The 15,532-nt window shown below is 73.4% G+C and carries 10 protein-coding genes; 3 read left to right on the top strand and 7 right to left on the bottom strand.

What is annotated here, in order from left to right:
- Positions 1-70: 70 nt before the first annotated feature.
- The 3 genes from AC5R91_RS04715 to AC5R91_RS04705 all read right to left on the bottom strand — a co-directional run bounded on the left by AC5R91_RS04715 (position 71) and on the right by AC5R91_RS04705 (position 2,912).
- Positions 71-1,174 (bottom strand): ferritin-like domain-containing protein, encoded by a 1,104-nt coding sequence (locus tag AC5R91_RS04715; RefSeq protein ID WP_495395882.1) that lies wholly within the window; start codon positions 1,172-1,174, stop codon positions 71-73.
- Between the two features lie 42 nt (positions 1,175-1,216).
- Entirely contained in the window at positions 1,217-2,089 is an 873-nt protein-coding gene (locus AC5R91_RS04710; RefSeq protein ID WP_495395881.1) for an alpha/beta fold hydrolase, read from the bottom strand.
- 94 nt (positions 2,090-2,183) lie between these two features.
- Positions 2,184-2,912 carry an AfsR/SARP family transcriptional regulator gene (locus AC5R91_RS04705; RefSeq protein WP_495395880.1) on the bottom strand — a complete coding sequence of 243 codons (729 nt, stop codon included), beginning with the start codon at positions 2,910-2,912 and terminating at the stop codon, positions 2,184-2,186.
- Between the two features lie 620 nt (positions 2,913-3,532).
- Here AC5R91_RS04705 and AC5R91_RS04700 point away from each other — a divergent pair.
- Both AC5R91_RS04700 and AC5R91_RS04695 read left to right on the top strand, forming a co-directional pair.
- Positions 3,533-4,300: an AfsR/SARP family transcriptional regulator gene (locus AC5R91_RS04700; protein ID WP_495395879.1), complete on the top strand. Its 768-nt coding sequence runs from the start codon at positions 3,533-3,535 to the stop codon at positions 4,298-4,300.
- Positions 4,301-4,398: 98 nt separating this feature from the next.
- Positions 4,399-5,982, top strand: coding sequence for an MFS transporter (locus AC5R91_RS04695; RefSeq protein ID WP_495395878.1), 1,584 nt, complete (start codon positions 4,399-4,401; stop codon positions 5,980-5,982).
- A 112-nt stretch (positions 5,983-6,094) separates the two neighbouring features.
- On the opposite strand, the gene AC5R91_RS04690 is transcribed toward AC5R91_RS04695, so the two are convergent.
- Positions 6,095-6,319 carry an acyl carrier protein gene (locus AC5R91_RS04690; protein ID WP_495395877.1) on the bottom strand — a complete coding sequence of 75 codons (225 nt, stop codon included), beginning with the start codon at positions 6,317-6,319 and terminating at the stop codon, positions 6,095-6,097.
- Positions 6,316-8,229, bottom strand: a complete 1,914-nt coding sequence (locus AC5R91_RS04685; protein WP_495395876.1) for an HAD-IIIC family phosphatase — start codon at positions 8,227-8,229, stop codon at positions 6,316-6,318. The genes AC5R91_RS04690 and AC5R91_RS04685 overlap by 4 nt, the downstream gene beginning before the upstream one ends.
- Before the next feature lie 235 nt (positions 8,230-8,464).
- On the opposite strand from AC5R91_RS04685, the gene AC5R91_RS04680 reads away from it, so the two are divergent.
- A complete protein-coding gene (locus AC5R91_RS04680; protein WP_495395875.1) occupies positions 8,465-9,493 on the top strand; it encodes a 3-oxoacyl-ACP synthase III family protein in 1,029 nt (342 codons plus the stop codon).
- Between the two features lie 2 nt (positions 9,494-9,495).
- On the opposite strand, the gene AC5R91_RS04675 is transcribed toward AC5R91_RS04680, so the two are convergent.
- Both AC5R91_RS04675 and AC5R91_RS04670 read right to left on the bottom strand, forming a co-directional pair.
- Entirely contained in the window at positions 9,496-11,091 is a 1,596-nt protein-coding gene (locus AC5R91_RS04675) for an FAD-dependent monooxygenase (RefSeq protein ID WP_495395874.1), read from the bottom strand.
- A 59-nt stretch (positions 11,092-11,150) separates the two neighbouring features.
- Entirely contained in the window at positions 11,151-15,497 is a 4,347-nt protein-coding gene (locus AC5R91_RS04670) for a type I polyketide synthase (RefSeq protein ID WP_495395873.1), read from the bottom strand.
- Positions 15,498-15,532 lie beyond the last annotated feature (35 nt).

Below are 15,532 nucleotides of genomic sequence, written 5' to 3'. Positions count from 1 at the left end.
TCTGGGTCTCGGGCGGTTCTGGGTCTCGGGCGGTTCCGGGGCTCGGATGGGGCTCCCGGTCCGGGGTGGCTCAGGAGTCGGCGGCGTGGGCGATCACCTCGTCGACCTCCGCGCGCCGCGCCGCCTCCTCGGCGGACAGGCCGGCGTCGAGGGTGTCCGCCACCTGCTCGTCCTGCCGCATGAGGGCCTCGAGGTCCTGGCGGGCCAGGTCGATGACACCCAGGTCGGTGTAGACGTTCTGAATCCGTTCGCTCCACAGCCCGATGTCGCGCACGCAGGGGACCAGCCGGCTGAACAGCAGGCTGCGGAAGGCGGTGGTGTGGGGGGAGGCCGCCAGCAGCTCCCGGGACTGCTGGGCCGGGATGCCGAAGTTCTCCCAGACCTCGGTGCCCTGGATCCGGTCGCGCATGAGGTAGCAGCCCTCGATCACGAAGTCCTCGCGCTCGCGCCGCTCCGCCTCGGTGATCTGCTGGTAGTAGTCGCGCAGCGCGAGCCGTCCGAACGCGACGTGGCGCGCCTCGTCCTGCATGACGTAGGCGAGCAGCTGCTTGGCCAGCGGCTTGGTCGTCAGGTCGCGGATCAGTCCGAACGCCGCCAGCGCGAGCCCCTCGACCAGCACCTGCATGCCGAGGTAGGGCATGTCCCAGCGCGAGTCGGCGAGCGTGGCCTCCAGCAGCTTCCAGAGCTGGTCGTTGATGGGATAGACCAGCCCCAGCTTCTCGTGCAGGAAGCGGGAGAACACCTCGACGTGGCGTGCCTCGTCCATCACCTGGGTAGCCCCGTAGAACTTGGCGTCCAGGTCGGGCACGGACTCGACCACCCGCGAGGCGCACACGACCGCGCCCTGCTCGCCGTGCAGGAACTGGGAGAACTGCCAGGACGCGACGTGCCGGCGGACCTCGCGGTGCTCGCGCTCGCTCATCTTCCGCCACACGTCCGAGTCATGGATGGCGATAGAGGCGTCCGGCATGCCGAGCGCGTCGTAGGGGTCGACCTCGGTGTCCCAGGCGATGCGCGTCACCGAGTCCCACTGCTTGTCCTTGCCCTTCTGGTACAGGGCGAGCAGCCGCGCGCGGCCGTCGTCGTAGTCCCAGGCGAACCGCGCGGCACCCGTCGCCGGGATGGTGGAACTCCAGTCCTCGACCGCCGTGGTGTACAGCCCGCGAGTCGACACGTCCTACCTCCTCGATCGGTTGATCACGATGATTCCCCGGCCTCAGTGCTCGCGGCGTTCGTCCGCCGTCGACTCGAGCCCCGCGAGGAACTCGACGATCGTCGCGGTGAAGGCGTCGTTGCGGTCGCCCGCCACCATGTGCCGGGCCCCGCTGACGTCGACGTGTCCCGCGTGCGGGATCAGCTCCAGCAGCTCGGCCGCGCCGCGCGGGCTGACGACGTCGCTGAGCATGCCCCGCACGAGCAGCGTCGGCACGCGCACGCCGACCGCCGCGCGGGCGGCCCGGTCGGTGCGCACCTCCTCGGCGGGGCCCCCGGTGATGAACGCGGGGTCCCAGTGCCACCGGTAGCGGCCGTCGGGGCCCTGGTGGACGTTCTTGGCCAGGCCGCTGAGGTCACGGGGGCGGCGCCGGCCAGGCAGGTAGGCGGCGATGGCGTCGGCGACCTCGTCCAGGCTGGCGAACCCGTCCGGGTTCGCGGTCATGAACGCCCGGATGCGGTCGGTGCCGCTGCTCTCGATGCGCGGGGCGACGTCGACCAGCACCAGCGCGCGGGCGAGGCCGCCGCCACCCTCGCCCTCGCCGACCGCCAGCAGCGACGTCATGCCGCCCAGCGACGCCCCGACCAGCACCGGCGGCTGGTCGATCGTGGCGCGCACCGCGCGCAGGTCCGCCACGTAGGCGTTGAGCGAGTAGTCCCCGGCGGGGTCCCACTCGCTCTCGCCGTGGCCGCGCCCGTCGAGCGCGATCGCCCGGTAGCCGCGCGCCGCGAGCGCGGCGGCGGTGCCGCCCCAGGCGTGACGGGTCTGACCGCCGCCGTGCAGCAGCAGGACGGGGCGGCCGGGCCCGCCCCAGTCGTCGCCGACCAGGCGCAGGCCGGTGGAACCGGTCCACTGCGTACGCACGGGTACGGGCATGGCGGTGGAGGGTCGTCCGGGTGAAGTCATCGGATTGCGTCCTCTCCGGCGGTGACGAGCGGTCACGCCGCGGTGGCGAGCGGTGGCAGGCGGGTCAGCAGAGCGCCATCCGGGCGCCGGTGGCACCGCTGTCGGCGGCGAGCTGGCAACTGATCACGGCCTGGGCCCGCTGGGAGATCTGGACGGCGTCGGCCTGCCGGTCGTCGCGGTGCAGGGCGACGGCGAGCTGGCGGTAGTAGGACTCCCGCAGCGGATGCTCGGAGACGAGCTCGTAGAGCAGGCTCAGCAGCTCGCGGTGGCGGCCCAGCCGGAGCTTCGCCTCGATCATCACCTCGAGACACTCCAGTCGGGCCTCCTCCATCCATGTGACGAAGTTGTCGACGATCGGGCCGCCCCGCAGGCCGCCCAGCGCCGGTCCGCGCCACAGCGCGAGGCCGGTCTCGAGCACCGCGGCGGCCTCCTCGTACCGCCCCGCCCGCAGCCTGGCCCGTCCGATCCGGGCGGCGTGCCGGAAGGCGTCGGCGTCGATCTCGTCGTCGCCGAGGTGGAGCAGGTAGCCGGGGGAGCGGGTGACGATCGGGCTGCGGGCGCCGGCCGGCCGACGCAGGAACTTGCGCAACTGGGAGACGTAGACGTGGACCCCGGCGGCCGCCCGCCGGGGGGGCGAGCCCTGCCACAGCTCCCCGAGCAGCTGATCCATGGACACGGTCTGCCCGGCCCGGACCAGCAGGGTGGCGAGCAGGATCTCCACCTTCGTCGCGGTCAGCGAGAATTCGTCGAGGCCATCCCGGATCCGCATCTCTCCCATGATCTCGTAAATCATCGCCAGAGCGACTCCTTCGACTCAGGGCACGATCGACCGGGCGCACGACGGCCGGGCCACGCCGAGGGCGGGCCCACCGGCCACGCGGTCGGCGGGAAAACGTCCGGTCCGCCGGCGGGCGACCGCCCGGATCCGCCTGGCTGGTCACTCTGGTTGCGCCGTCTAAAGTTAGACTTGGCAGATCCTGAAGAAGGGTATGCCGGTACGCGGGTCGACGGGCGGTTACCGGTCGCCGTTGCGCTGGTCGTGAAATTCGTCACAAAGTCGGCCGCGGGTCGTGAAGAACCGCCCTGGACCTGGCCGTGCCGGTCGATGTGGCGTCATGTGTGGCGGGAAGGCGGCGCTGCCCGCACGTGGTCCGTGGATGCCGCTCATTGTCGCGGTCTCGCGTATCGGCTCGTGGTCGGGCCGGAGGTGATTACGATGGATGGTGGGGCCACGGAGTTCAGTGCACGTCGAGGTCGTCCGTAGTGGAGGTTCCCCATCCGTCGGTCCCACATTCCACCACGGCATCGTGGTTCGGGAAATGGTTCTCGCGTGTATCCGGGCCCGGCCCGGCGGGCGCACCCGGCAAGATCCACGGGGTCGATCCCCGAGTACGACGAGCATCTGGGGGTGTCATGAGGTACGAGACGCTGGGTTGCCTCCGCGTGGTGGACGGCGACCGGGCATTTTCTCTCAACGCCCGGAAGACGGCGGTGACGCTGTCCGTCCTGCTTATTCGCAGTGGCCAGATAGTGCCGATGGAAAGGCTGGTCTCGGAGATCTGGGGAGACGATCCTCCGGCCCAGGCGAACGCTGCGGTGCATGTCTACGTATCGCACCTGAGGAAATTTCTCGGCAATGCGAACGCGGTTGGCGGGATTGTTACCCGATCGCCCGGATACCGGTTGTTGCTGAGGGACGACGAGCTGGACGTCGAGCAATTCCAGCGGCAGATGGAGGAGGGTCGAGAACACGCGGACCGGGGGGATCGCGAGGCGGCCGTCGACCTTCTTGAGTCGGCGCTCGCAGTGTGGCGGGGGCCGGCTCTCGACGGCTTGCGGGGATCCTCGGTCCTCGAGGGATATGTGGGGCGGCTGGAGGAGACCAGGCTTGAATGCACCGAGATGCTGATGAATGTGAAACTCGCCCTCGGCCGGCACCGGGAGGTGGTCGGCGCGCTTTATGCGCTCGCCGCCGAGCACCCGACCCGGGAGAAGTTCCACCAACAACTCATGCTCGCGCTGTACCGGTCGGAACGCCAGGCGGACGCGCTGCGCGTCTTCCATTCCGTGCGGCGGCATCTCCTCGATGCGGTCGGGCTGGAACCGGGGCGGGTGCTGCGTGGGCTTTACCACGCGATCCTCACGGAGGACACCGGGCTGGATCCGGCCGGCACGGCCTGAGCGGCTGCTGGCGCGCCGCCGGCCGAGGCGGTGGTGGTCTGCTAGCCTGCCGTTAGGGTACGAGAACGTTCCCTAGCGGATTTGACCGGGAGGCATCCATGTCCTCGTCGCCCCAGGGCGAGATCGTCGGCGAACAGCCGCCCGAGGAGGCGAGGCGCGCCCGCATCGCGCTGATCACGATCGTGAGCTGCCAGCTCATGCTCGTCCTCGACATCACGATCGTGAACGTCGCCCTGCCGAAGGTCCAGGAGACCCTCCACTTCTCCTCCACCAACCTGGCGTGGGTACTGAACGCCTACACGCTGGCCTACGGCGGCCTGCTCCTGCTCGGCGGCCGGACCGGGGACATTCTCGGGCGGCGCAACACGCTGCTGGGCGGCATCGCCCTGTTCACCCTCTCCTCGCTGCTCGGTGGGCTGTCGACCGAGTCGTGGATGCTGGTCGCCGCCAGGGTCGGCCAGGGCGCCGGGGCCGCCTGCGCGTCGCCGAACGCGCTGGCGCTCATCACCGCCAACTTCCCCGAGGGGCCGGCTCGCACCCGGGCGATGGGCGCCTGGGCGGCGGTGTCCGGCGTCGGCGGCTCGATCGGGCTGATCGTCGGCGGCATGCTCACCACCTGGCTGTCCTGGCGGTGGGTGATGTTCATCAACGTGCCGTTCGGCCTGTTCATCGTGCTTCTGGCGCCCCGATACCTGCGGACGCCCCCGCGCAACGAGGGACGCTTCGACGCCGCGGGGGCGCTGGCCTCCGTCGTCGGGCTGGCGTCCCTGGTCTACGGGTTCATCCGCGCGTCGTCGGACGGCTGGAGCGACGGCCAGACCATCAGCGCGTTCGTGCTCGCCGTCGTCGCGCTGGCGGTGTTCGCGGTCATCGAGACCCGCGCCGTGCAGCCGGTCGTCCCCCTGCGGCTGGTCGCCGAGGCCAGCCGGGCCCGGACCTACCTGCTCATGCTCCTGCTCACCGGCAGCATGCTGAGCATGTTCTTCTTCGGCACCCAGGTGCTGCAGGAGATCCTCGACTTCAGCGCGCTGCGCGCCGGGCTCGCCTTCCTCCCCCTGTCCCTGGGGATCCTGGTGTCGGCGTCGCGGGCGTCGAAGCTGCTGCCCAAGGTCGGTCCCAAGCCGCTCATGCTCGTCGGCTCGGCGCTCAGCATCGGGGCCATGGCGTGGCTGGCACAGGTCTCGGTGAGCAGCAGCTACCTGTCGGTCGTGTTCGGGCCGCTGCTGATGTTCGGAGCGGGGCTGGGTCTGCTGTTCGTCCCGCTGAGCGTGAGTCTCGTCGCGGGCGTGGCCCCGGAGCAGTCGGGTGCGGCCGCGAGCATGATGGTCACCACCCAGCAGGTCGGCGGTTCGCTGGGCCTGGCGGTGCTCGTGACCGTCTTCGGCAGCGCCGGCCGGCACGCCCGCGACGACGCCCCCGCCGGCCTCGCCCCGCCCGAACTGGCGAAGTACGTGCTGGCCCACGGCGTGGCCGAGGCGTTCACGGTCGGGGCGATCTTCGTCGCCGTCATCTTCCTCGTCGTGCTGCTCACCCGTCCGGTTCCGGTCGGGGACGCGGCGCCCGCAACCACGGCCGGCCCGGACCCCGCCGGTCGGGGCGTCGCCGCCCAGCGCGGCGCGTCGTCGGCGGCCGGGCAGGACCCCGCCCAGGGCAGGCCGGACGACGCTCCGGTGGGGACCTGATCTCGGTCGCCACAGCGGCACGCACGCAGCCGGCCGGGACGCGGTGGTATCCGCGTCCCGGCCGGTGGCGTGGGGCCGTCAGCCCGCGAGCGTCTTCAGCCGGCGAGCGTCTTCAGCCGGCGAGCACCGTGTAGATCGAGCGCAGGTCCGGCGCCTCGAGCACGTCGGGCAGCGACACCGGACGGCCGGTCCGCTGTTCCACGAGCGACAGCAGCCACAGCAGGTGCACCGAGTCCCACCCCGGGATCTCGTCCAGGCTGCGCTCGCCGTCGCCCTCGGAGACCTCCAGTCCCAGCTCGTCGCGGATGAGGGCGAGGAAATCCGTCAGGTCGTTCACCGCGCGTCCTCCTTGGTGGCCAGTCCGTCGTCGAAACTGATGTGGTCGGGTGCGGCCAGCGGCTCGCGCAGGTCGTGGCGGAAGGTCGAGGTGGCGTCGTCACCGGGGGTGTCGGCCGGCTCGAAGCCGTAGCGCGGGTAGAGGTCGGCGACCACACCGTTGCGGGCGGTGGGCCGGTAGGCGCCGACGACCGCCCGCGCCCCGCTCGCCCGGGCGTGCCGCAGGACCGCGGCCAGGCACGCCTGCTCGATGCCCCGGGAGAACACCCGGCAGCTCAGCACGAAGTCGTCGATGTGGACGAGGTCGTCGGTGCGGCGGAGCACGACGGCGCCGACCGTCCCGTTGTCGCCGAAGCGGTCGGCTGAGTGGATGGCGAGCAGCCGCACGGCGGGATCGGCGAGCATCGCGCGCACGTCCGGTTGCTGCAGCCGCCGCGTGGTGAGGTTGAACTGGTTGGTGCGCAGCATGAGCTGGGACACCCGGGCCACGTCCCGCTCGTCGACGTCGGCCAGCCGCACGCTGACCCCAAGCTCGCGCAGATAGTCCTGGAGCGACGCGAAGGAGTCCAGGAAGTCGCCGCGTTCGGCCTCCTGCCGGTAGGTCGCGACCCGGGCCCGGTCCTCGGCCGTCAGGTCGAGGCTGTCGAACCAGCCGTCGCGCAGCAGCCTGTCCACGTGCAGCGCGGGGTCGCCGTCGAGGTGCACCACGGCGACGCCGGGCAGGGTAGCGCGGACCAGCCCGCACTCGAGCGCGCTGTCGTCGGCGAACACGAAGCTGTCCACCCCCAGGTTGAGCAGCTCAGCCAGCTCCGTGAGGCCCTCGGGTTTGGGCCGCCAGGACGCGGTGACGCGGACGAGGTCGTCCTCGGCCAGCGTCATCCCGGGGTGCTCGCGCAGCGCCCGGCGGACCAGCTCCTGGTCGTTCTTGCTGGCCACGGCGAGCAGGACGCCCTGGGAACCGAGCTGCTTGACCACCCGCTGGAAGGCGCGGAACGCCTCACCACGGTGGGTGTCGGCGACCTCGATGCCCTCGATGCCGTCGTCGCCGAGCACGCCTGCCCACAGCGTGCCGTCGAGGTCGAGCACCAGGGTCTTCTTCGTCCGGCCGGCGGCGAGCTTCACCAGGTGGCCGACCTCGCGGGCGTACTCGGCGAGCAGCGGGGTGGACAGGTGCATCCGGGCGTAGACGTCCAGGCGCGCGTCCGCCACGGCGACGCCGTCGGCGATCAACGGGTCGAGGTCGACGACCACCAGCGCCGGGTGGTCCTGCGCGAGCCGGAGCAGGGCCGCGTTGGCCTCGCGCCAGAGCGCCCCCAGCAGGGCGCGGGAGCGATGGTCGACGAGCTGGGCGGGGTACCGGCGCGGCAGGGGAAGGGTGTTGAGCACGAGCGTCCCCCGGCTGTTCGCCTCGAACGTCTCCACGAGCCGCCGGAGCAGGGCCACCTTCGCGGCCAGCGCGTCGGCCACGTCCTGCGGCCGCCAGGGCAGGGGCACCTCGTCGAACACGGCGTGCGCGTCCAGGACGCACAGCGTCAGGTCCGTGCCGGCCGCGTACAGCGCGCTGGACGGGTCGGAGAGCTCGAAGACGTACGAGTCGAAGGTGGTGCGCACCGGGCGCAGCAGCACTCCGTGCCGCGCCGCCTGCGCCGTCAGCGCGCCGATCAGCGGATCGATCGTCCCGTGCGCCGTGACGGCGACCGACACGACCGGGACGGTGGGATGCTCGGCGAGGATCTTGTCCGGCTCGATGCGGCCGAGCAACTGCCCGGCGCGGCCGAGATCCGTCTCGGACAGGGCTGCGAGCAGCCCCGCCACCTCGGGATACCGGGCGACGATCGCACCGGACCTGAACAGGTCGAACAGGTCGGGTGGCGGGGCGTTCGGTGCGGGTGCGCTGTCGGGCGACGCCATGGTCGGTAGGGACCCTCCCGTGAGACTGCTCCGTGCGGCCATGCTCCGGGGGGCGGCTAAACGGAGCCCTTCGTCGGGCTTGGGCGGCCGGTCGTGCGGGTCGTGCGGGTCGGACGGATCGGACGGATCGGACGGGCCGGGCGGGTCCGGGCGGGTCCGGGCGGGTCCGGGCGGAGCCGCGGCGGAAACGACTGGATTTCGGTGACTTTTAGATCCCGCGCCGACGATGAGGGGCATGACGGCTCCCGAGATTCGCATCCTGTCGGTCGGCACCGCGCTGCCCGGCAGCCCGGTCGACAACGCACGCCTGGCCCGGCTGTTCCGCATGGACTCCGTGTGGGAGCAGTGGGTGGACGCCTTCATCGGCACCCGACTGCGTTACCTGGCGCGTGACCTGGACACCGGCGAGCAGTACGCGACGCTGGCGGACCTCGCCTCGACCGCGGCCTCGCGGGCGCTGGCCGCCGCCGGCCTCGGCCCGCAGGCGGTGGACCTGATGGTGATGGGCACGTCCACGCCGGACATGCTGATGCCGACGACGCTGAACATGGTCGCCGACCGGCTGGGGATCAACGGCATCCCGACGTTCCAGCTCCAGTCCGGCTGCTCCGGCGCGGTGCAGGCGTTGGAGGTGGCATCGCACTGCCTGATCTCGGGGGGATACCGCACCGCGCTGGTCCTGGGCGGCGACACCACCGCCAAGCACTTCGACGTGGGCATCGACATCGCCACCATGCCGCCGGCCCAGCTGGTGAACCTCATCCTGTTCGGCGATGCGGCGGGGGCGGCGCTGCTCACCACGGCGCCCGGCGGCGGTGCCGTGATGCGCAGGGTGTCCACGACGCTCACGGGCCTCGGCCGCGAGCCCGGCCAGACGCTCGAGTGGTACGGCCTGGCCGACCGCGGCCGGGAGCGCCCGCCCGCCGGGGAGAACTACAAGGCCATCGAGGAGTCCGTGCCGCGGATGGCGGCGGAGATGCTGAGCTCCCTGCTCGACGACCTCGGCTGGAAGGACACCGATCTGGACTACCTGCTCCCGCCCCAGCTGTCCGGGCGGATGACCCCGCGCATCGTGGAGCGGCTCGGCGTTCCCGGTGCCGAGGAGGTCTCCTGCGTCGAGGAGACCGGCAACACCGGCAACGCCCTGCCGTTCCTGCAGCTCGAGCGGCTCCTGGGTGAGATGGCCCCGGGCGATCGGGCGGTTGCCGTGGCCATCGAGTCCAGCAAGTGGATCAAGGGGGGTTTCGCGGTCGAGAAGGTGTGACCTCAGCCGGGGATCGGCGGGCCGAACCAGGTGGCCAGCGCCGCGCGCAGGTCGGCGGCAGCGCCCTGCGCGCCCGGCTGCGCCGGCGGGGCGTCGTCCGGTTCGGCGTGGGCGATGTGGCCGTCGGGGCGGACCAGCAGGGCGCGCGCCGGCACCTCCGGGTGCGGCTTGGCGCGGACCAGCTCGACCCGGTCCGCCCAGGCGGCTGCCGCGGTCGGCGCGTCGGAGGTGCCTTCGGAGAGGTCCAGCAGCACTCCCCGCCCGTGGCGCAGGGCCTCGGCGACCGACCCCGGACCGTCGTCGGCGGTCAGCGCCTCCGGGACGGGGGCGCCGAGCAGAGCGGCCGCGTCGTCGCCGCGGTCGTGGCCGGCCAGCGGGTAGCGCACCTGGGAGGGCAGGCGTAGCAGGTAGCGGTTGACCTCGTCGAAGCGCAGCAGGTCGTCCACCAGCTCGCGCAGCACGCCGACCCGGTCGAGCGGGTGCAGCAGCGCCATCGAGACCTGCGCGTGACGGCACATGCGCAGCCCCACCGGGTGGCGCTCGGCGTGATAGGTGTCGAGCAGACCGGCGGGAGCCTCGCCGCTCACCGCCGCGGCCAGTTTCCAGCCGAGGTTCACCGCGTCGTGCACGCCGGTGTTGACGCTCTGTGTGCCAGATATGAACAGGTTGTGGGCAGCGTCGCCGGCGAGGAACACCCGGCCGGCCCGGTAGGCCTCGGCCAGGCTCACCGGCCCGCCGAATCGGCCCGCGAACTGGATCCGTCCGAGCGGGCGGTCCTGGCCGGTGACGCGGGCGACGGCGTCGCGCAGCTCGTCCTCGGTCACCGCGACGGCGCCCGCCGCGACGGCGCCCCCCGCGGCGGCGCCCGCCGCGAGGTCGGCCCCCGCCGGTGGACGTTCGAACTCGATGGTCATCAGCCGCACCCTGTCGGCGGTCAGCGGGACCAGGCCGAACATGCCGCCCGGCCGTACCGAGGAGTCGAAGTCGATGCGGACGCCGCGGGTCTTCTCCACGTCTGCGAACAGGCCGTAGTAGCTCTCCCCGAAGGTCGTGACCCCGATGCCCGCAGCCCGCCGCACCACGCTGTCCTGGCCGTCCGCGCCGACCAGGTACCCGGCGCGCAGGCGCTCGGTGCCCGTCGGCGTCGTCACCTCGACGGTCACCCCGGCGGCGTCCTCGGCGAGGCCGGTCAGCTCGTGCCCGCGTCGGATGTCCGCGCCGAGTTCGACCGCCCGCTCCTCGAGCAGGCGTTCCAGGCGCCACTGCGGGAATCCGTAGGTGCGGTCGTGCTCGTCCGCCTCGGCCATGTCCAGCCACAGCAACGCGAACGGGGTCCGCGGCCAGGCCATGACGTCACCAGCGCGGATACGGTCGGCCAGGCCGCGCTGGCGCAGCACCTGCAGGGTGCGGCCGTGGACGGCCTGGCCCGCCGAGGCGCGGACGGGTTCGGCGCGCCGTTCGAGCACGACGGTCGGCACCCCCCGCAGCCGCAGCTCGCAGGCAAGCATCAGGCCGGTGGGCCCACCACCCGCGACGATCACGGTGCGTTCGGTCCGGTCTGTGTCTTCGGTGTCTTCGGTGCCATCGGTGCGGTCCATGGGTGCGACTCCCTTGTCCGGCGGCGGTCGGCGCGCCGCGCTGGTCGGTCCGGCTGGCGTCATGGGCCCGTCGCGACCGCGGCGCGGCCCGGCTGGTCGGGGACCGTCGCCGTGAGCGGCGCCTCCACCGGGGCGGACCCGTTCGGTTGCGCCGTCCTGGCCGCGGAGATCAGGCCGCTGACGTGCCCGGCGAGCCCGGCGAGGGTGGGCTGGTCGAACACCGCCGTGGCGGGCACCTCGATCCCGGTCGCTCGACGCAGCCGGTTGGCCAGCTCCAGGGCAGTGAAGGAGGAGAACCCCAGTTCGAGCAGGCTCGCGCCGGTGTCGATGGACTGTTCGTCGTGTCCGAGCACGCCCGCGACGTGGCCGCGCAGAATGCGCAGGACCCGCTCCGCCAGCTCGGCGCCGTCGGTGCCGGCGAGCTCCGTCCGCAGCCCCGCGTCCTCGTCGTCCGGCCCGCTCGGGCGGCCGGCGACGCCGGCGAAGAACGGATGCGGGCTGGCCGGCAGGAATCGCTGCCAGTCGACGTCGGCGACGACCAGGAACGGGCCGTCGTCGGATGTCGCCTCAGCCAGGACCGACAGGCCCGTCGCCGCGGGGACCGCCCTCAGTCCGGGGACGCTCTCGACGGAGGGTGCCTGGCCAGAGGGTGCCTGGCCAGAAGGTGCCCTGCCGGTGGGTGCCCTGCCGGTGGGTGCCTCGCCGCCCGCCCGCGCCGTCCACGGACCCCAGGACACGCACAGGGCGGGCAGGCCGTCGGTGCGCCGACGGGTGATGACGTCGACCACCGCCTCGGAGGCGACCGTGCCCGTCGCGGCGAAGTCGGCGGGCAACGGCGCGAGCACGACGAAGGCGGCGAGCTCCCGCTGCCGGGTGAGCGCGTCGAGGCGCTCCACCCCACCACCCGCCGCGTCGGTGGCCAGCACGATCCCGGTCAGCGGATGCTCGGCCGGCAGACCGGCCAGCACCGCGTCGAGGTCGAGGGAGTCGTCCGCGGCGCCGGCCAGCACGACGTGGCGCGCGCCGTGGCCGAGCAGCCAGCGGGCCGCCTGCCCGGCGAGTTCGCCGTCCGGGCCGGTGACGAGGACCGTCCCGGGCACCGGCCAGTCCCGTCTCGGCGCACGGCGCGGCCGGGACCGCACGAGCAGCCGATCCGGCGCCGCCTGGCTGCCGCCGGTGCCGCCGGGGCCGCCGGGGCTGCCGGGGCTGGCCGTGGCGCCGCCCGGGTCGGGCCCCGGCGCCACCGTGTCCGGCCGGGCGACGACGCGGTAGCGCCAGGACGGGTGGCGCCGCCAGGCGTCGAGCGCCGGCAGCAGCGCGCGCAGCGCGGCGACCTGATCGGAGTCGGCGTCCAGGGTGTCGGCGAGGCCGGCGACGTCGCCGTCGGCCACCGCGTCCCAGAAGGCGGATCGCTCGTCCGGGGCGTCGGGCCGACCCTCGGTCGGCTGCGCGTCCAGCCAGTACCGGCGCCTCGTGAAGGCGTACGTCGGCAGGTCGACATGGCCGCGCGGGCCGCGCGCGCCCCCGGTCAGAGCGGCCCAGTCCACGGCCAGACCGTGGACGTGCGCGAGGGCGACCGCGGCGGTGACCGACGACGGTTCGGAACGCTCGGCCCGCAACGTCGGTATCAGGATGGGGTCGGCGACCCCGGCGGCGCCGAGCACCTCCTGGGCCAGCGGCGTCAGCACCGGCGCGGGACCGACCTCGACGTACGCGGTCGTGCCGGTCTCGTGCAGATGGTGCACCCCGTCGTGGAAGCGCACCGCCTGGCGGACCTGGCGCGCCCAGTACTCCGGCCGGCGCAGCTCCTCGAACGAGGCGATCGTGCCCGTCACGGTGGACACGACCGGCACGGTCGGCGGGTGGAACGTCAGCCCCCGCGCGACCTCGGTGAGCCGGTCCAGCGCGCCGTCCATGTGCGGCGAGTGGAACGCGTGGCTGACCCGCAACCGCCTGGTCCGGTGGCCCAGGCCGCGCAGGGTGCGCATGACGTCCGTCGCCACGTCCCGGTCGCCCGAGATCACGACGCTCGCCGGGCCGTTCACCGCCGCGATCCCCAGCCGCTGCTCGTGGCCGGCGAGCAGCGGCAGGACGTCCTGCTCGGTCGCCCGCACCGACACCATCGACCCGCCCGCCGGCATCTCCTGCATGAGCCGCGCCCGCGCGGCCACCAGCGCGGCGGCGTCGTCGAGATCGAGCACGCCGGCCACGTGGACCGCGGCCAGCTCGCCGATCGAGTGCCCCGCCACCGCGTCGGGCCGCAGGCCCCGGCTCGCCAGCAGCCGGAACAGCGCCACTTCGAGGGCGAACAGGGCCGGCTGGGTGTAGCGGGTCTCGTCGAGCAGCAGGGCTTCGGCGGTCCCCGGCGGTGCGAACATGACCCCACGCAGGCCGTGGTCGAGGTGGGCGTCGAACCGGGCGCACACCGCGTCCAGCGCCGCGGCGAAGACCGGGTATGCCTGGTAGAGCTCCCGGCCCATGCCGGGGCGCTGGCTGCCCTGACCGGTGAACAGGAACGCCGTGCGCCCCGGCGGGCGCACCGTTGCCGGGCCGACGAGCTCGGGGATCTGCTCGCCGCGGCTGAGGGCGTCGAGACCGCGCAGGAGCTGCGCGGTGTCCGCGGCGACGACGACGGCGCGATCGGCGAGGGCGGACCGGGTGTGCGCCAGTGCGCCGGCGAGATCGGCGAGATCATCGGTCGGCCCGGTCGGCCCGGTCGGCCCGGTCGGCCCGGTCGGCCCGGGGGGTGTTGTCGGGGTCGCGGGCTTCGCGGCGACGACGTCGCGCAGCCGGCGGGCCTGCGCCCGCAGGGCCTCGCCGCCGTGGGCCGAGAGCGGGAACGCGAGCACCGGCCCCGGACCCGGGAGGTCCGCGGTCGCGGCCGGTCGGTCGGTGGCCGCGGTCGGTCGGTCGGTCGTCGCAGCCGGTCGGTCGGTGGTCGCGGTCGGTCGGTCGGTCGTCGTGGTCGGTCGGTCCGAGTCGGACGGTCCTGCCGGCTCCACCGGCGTGGGGGGCGCCTGCTCGACGACGATGTGCGCGTTCGTGCCGCTGATCCCGAAGGCGGACACCGCCGCGCGCCGGGGATGCCCGGTGGCCGGCCATGCCCGGGCGTCGGTGGCCAGGGCGACCGTCCCCGCCGACCAGTCCACGTGCGCCGTGGGTACCTCGGCGTGCAGGCTGGCGGGGATGGTCCCGTGCCGCATCGCCATCAGCATCTTGATGATCCCGGCGACGCCGGCGGCGGCCTGGGCGTGGCCGATGTTGGACTTCACCGAGCCCAGCCACAGCGGCTGGTCCCGCGTGTGCCGGCGGCCGTAGGTTTCGAGCAGGGCCTGGGCCTCGATGGGATCGCCGAGGGTGGTGCCGGTGCCGTGGCCCTCGACGACGTCGACGTCGGCGGGGTCCAGCGCGGCGTCGGCGAGCGCCTGGGCGATGACGCGACGCTGGGCCGGGCCGTTGGGCGCCGTCAGGCCGTTGCTGGCCCCGTCCTGGTTGACCGCCGATCCGCGGATCAGGCCCAGGACCCGGTGGCCCCGCTCGACCGCCGTGGACAGGCGCTCCAGAAGCAGCAGGCCGACGCCCTCACCGAAGCCCGCGCCGTCCGCCGCGGCGCCGAACGAGCGGCACCGCCCGTCGGCGGACAGCCCGCGCTGGCGGCTGAACTCCACGAACAGGCCCGGGGTCGACATCACCGTCACCCCGCCGGCCAGGGCGAGCGAGCACTCGCGCCGGCGCAGTGCCTGGGCGGCCAGGTGCACGGCGACCAGCGACGACGAGCACGCCGTGTCCACGCTGACCGCCGGGCCCTGCAGTCCGAAGGTGAACGCGACGCGACCCGAGGCCACGCTGCCCGCGCTGCCGTTGCCGACGAAGCCCTCGTACTCCGCGGGCACGTGGTGCAGCCGGGTGGCGTAGTCGCCGTACATCACCCCGGTGAACACGCCCGTGTCGCTGCCGTGCAGGGACTGCGGGGCGATGCCAGCCCGCTCGAACGCCTCCCAGGCCGTTTCGAGCAGCAGCCGCTGCTGCGGGTCGGTGGCGACGGCCTCGCGCGGGCTCAGCCCGAACAGGCCCGCGTCGAACTCGGCGGCGTCGTGCAGGAAGCCGCCCCGGCGGGTGCTCGACGTGCCGGGGACGTCGGGGTCGGCGTCGTACAGCGACTCGACGTCCCAACCGCGGTCGACCGGGAAGTCGGTGGTCGCGTCCCGACCGGCGAGGACGAGCTCCCACAGGTCCTCCGGCGTGCGGACCCCGCCGGGAAAGCGGCAGCTCATCGCCACGACGGCGATCGGTTCCCGCTGGGCGGCCTCCACCCGGGCCAGTCGCTGCCGGGTCTGGTGCAGCTCGGCCGCCGCCCGCTTGAGGTAGTCGACGAGCTTGTCTTCGTTTCTGTCTTCGTTGGCCATCCGGCATCGCCTTCCTGACGCTTCGCCAGCAGGGG

It is taken from the genome of Frankia sp. BMG5.60 (genome assembly GCF_059428125.1).
The sequence above is the reverse complement of the archived record's forward strand: the minus strand, read 5'-3'. Positions and strand labels throughout refer to the sequence as shown.

Excerpts from the sequence above, each read along its gene's own strand:
- AC5R91_RS04710 (WP_495395881.1), bottom strand. The coding sequence starts at position 2,089 with ATGCCCGTACCCGTGCGTACGCAGTGGACCGGTTCCACCGGCCTGCGC.
- AC5R91_RS04705 (WP_495395880.1), bottom strand. The coding sequence starts at position 2,912 with ATGATTTACGAGATCATGGGAGAGATGCGGATCCGGGATGGCCTCGAC.
- AC5R91_RS04700 (WP_495395879.1), top strand. The coding sequence starts at position 3,533 with ATGAGGTACGAGACGCTGGGTTGCCTCCGCGTGGTGGACGGCGACCGG.
- AC5R91_RS04695 (WP_495395878.1), top strand. The coding sequence starts at position 4,399 with ATGTCCTCGTCGCCCCAGGGCGAGATCGTCGGCGAACAGCCGCCCGAG.
- AC5R91_RS04685 (WP_495395876.1), bottom strand. The coding sequence starts at position 8,229 with ATGGCGTCGCCCGACAGCGCACCCGCACCGAACGCCCCGCCACCCGAC.
- AC5R91_RS04680 (WP_495395875.1), top strand. The coding sequence starts at position 8,465 with ATGACGGCTCCCGAGATTCGCATCCTGTCGGTCGGCACCGCGCTGCCC.
- AC5R91_RS04675 (WP_495395874.1), bottom strand. The coding sequence starts at position 11,091 with ATGGACCGCACCGATGGCACCGAAGACACCGAAGACACAGACCGGACC.
- AC5R91_RS04670 (WP_495395873.1), bottom strand. The coding sequence starts at position 15,497 with ATGGCCAACGAAGACAGAAACGAAGACAAGCTCGTCGACTACCTCAAG.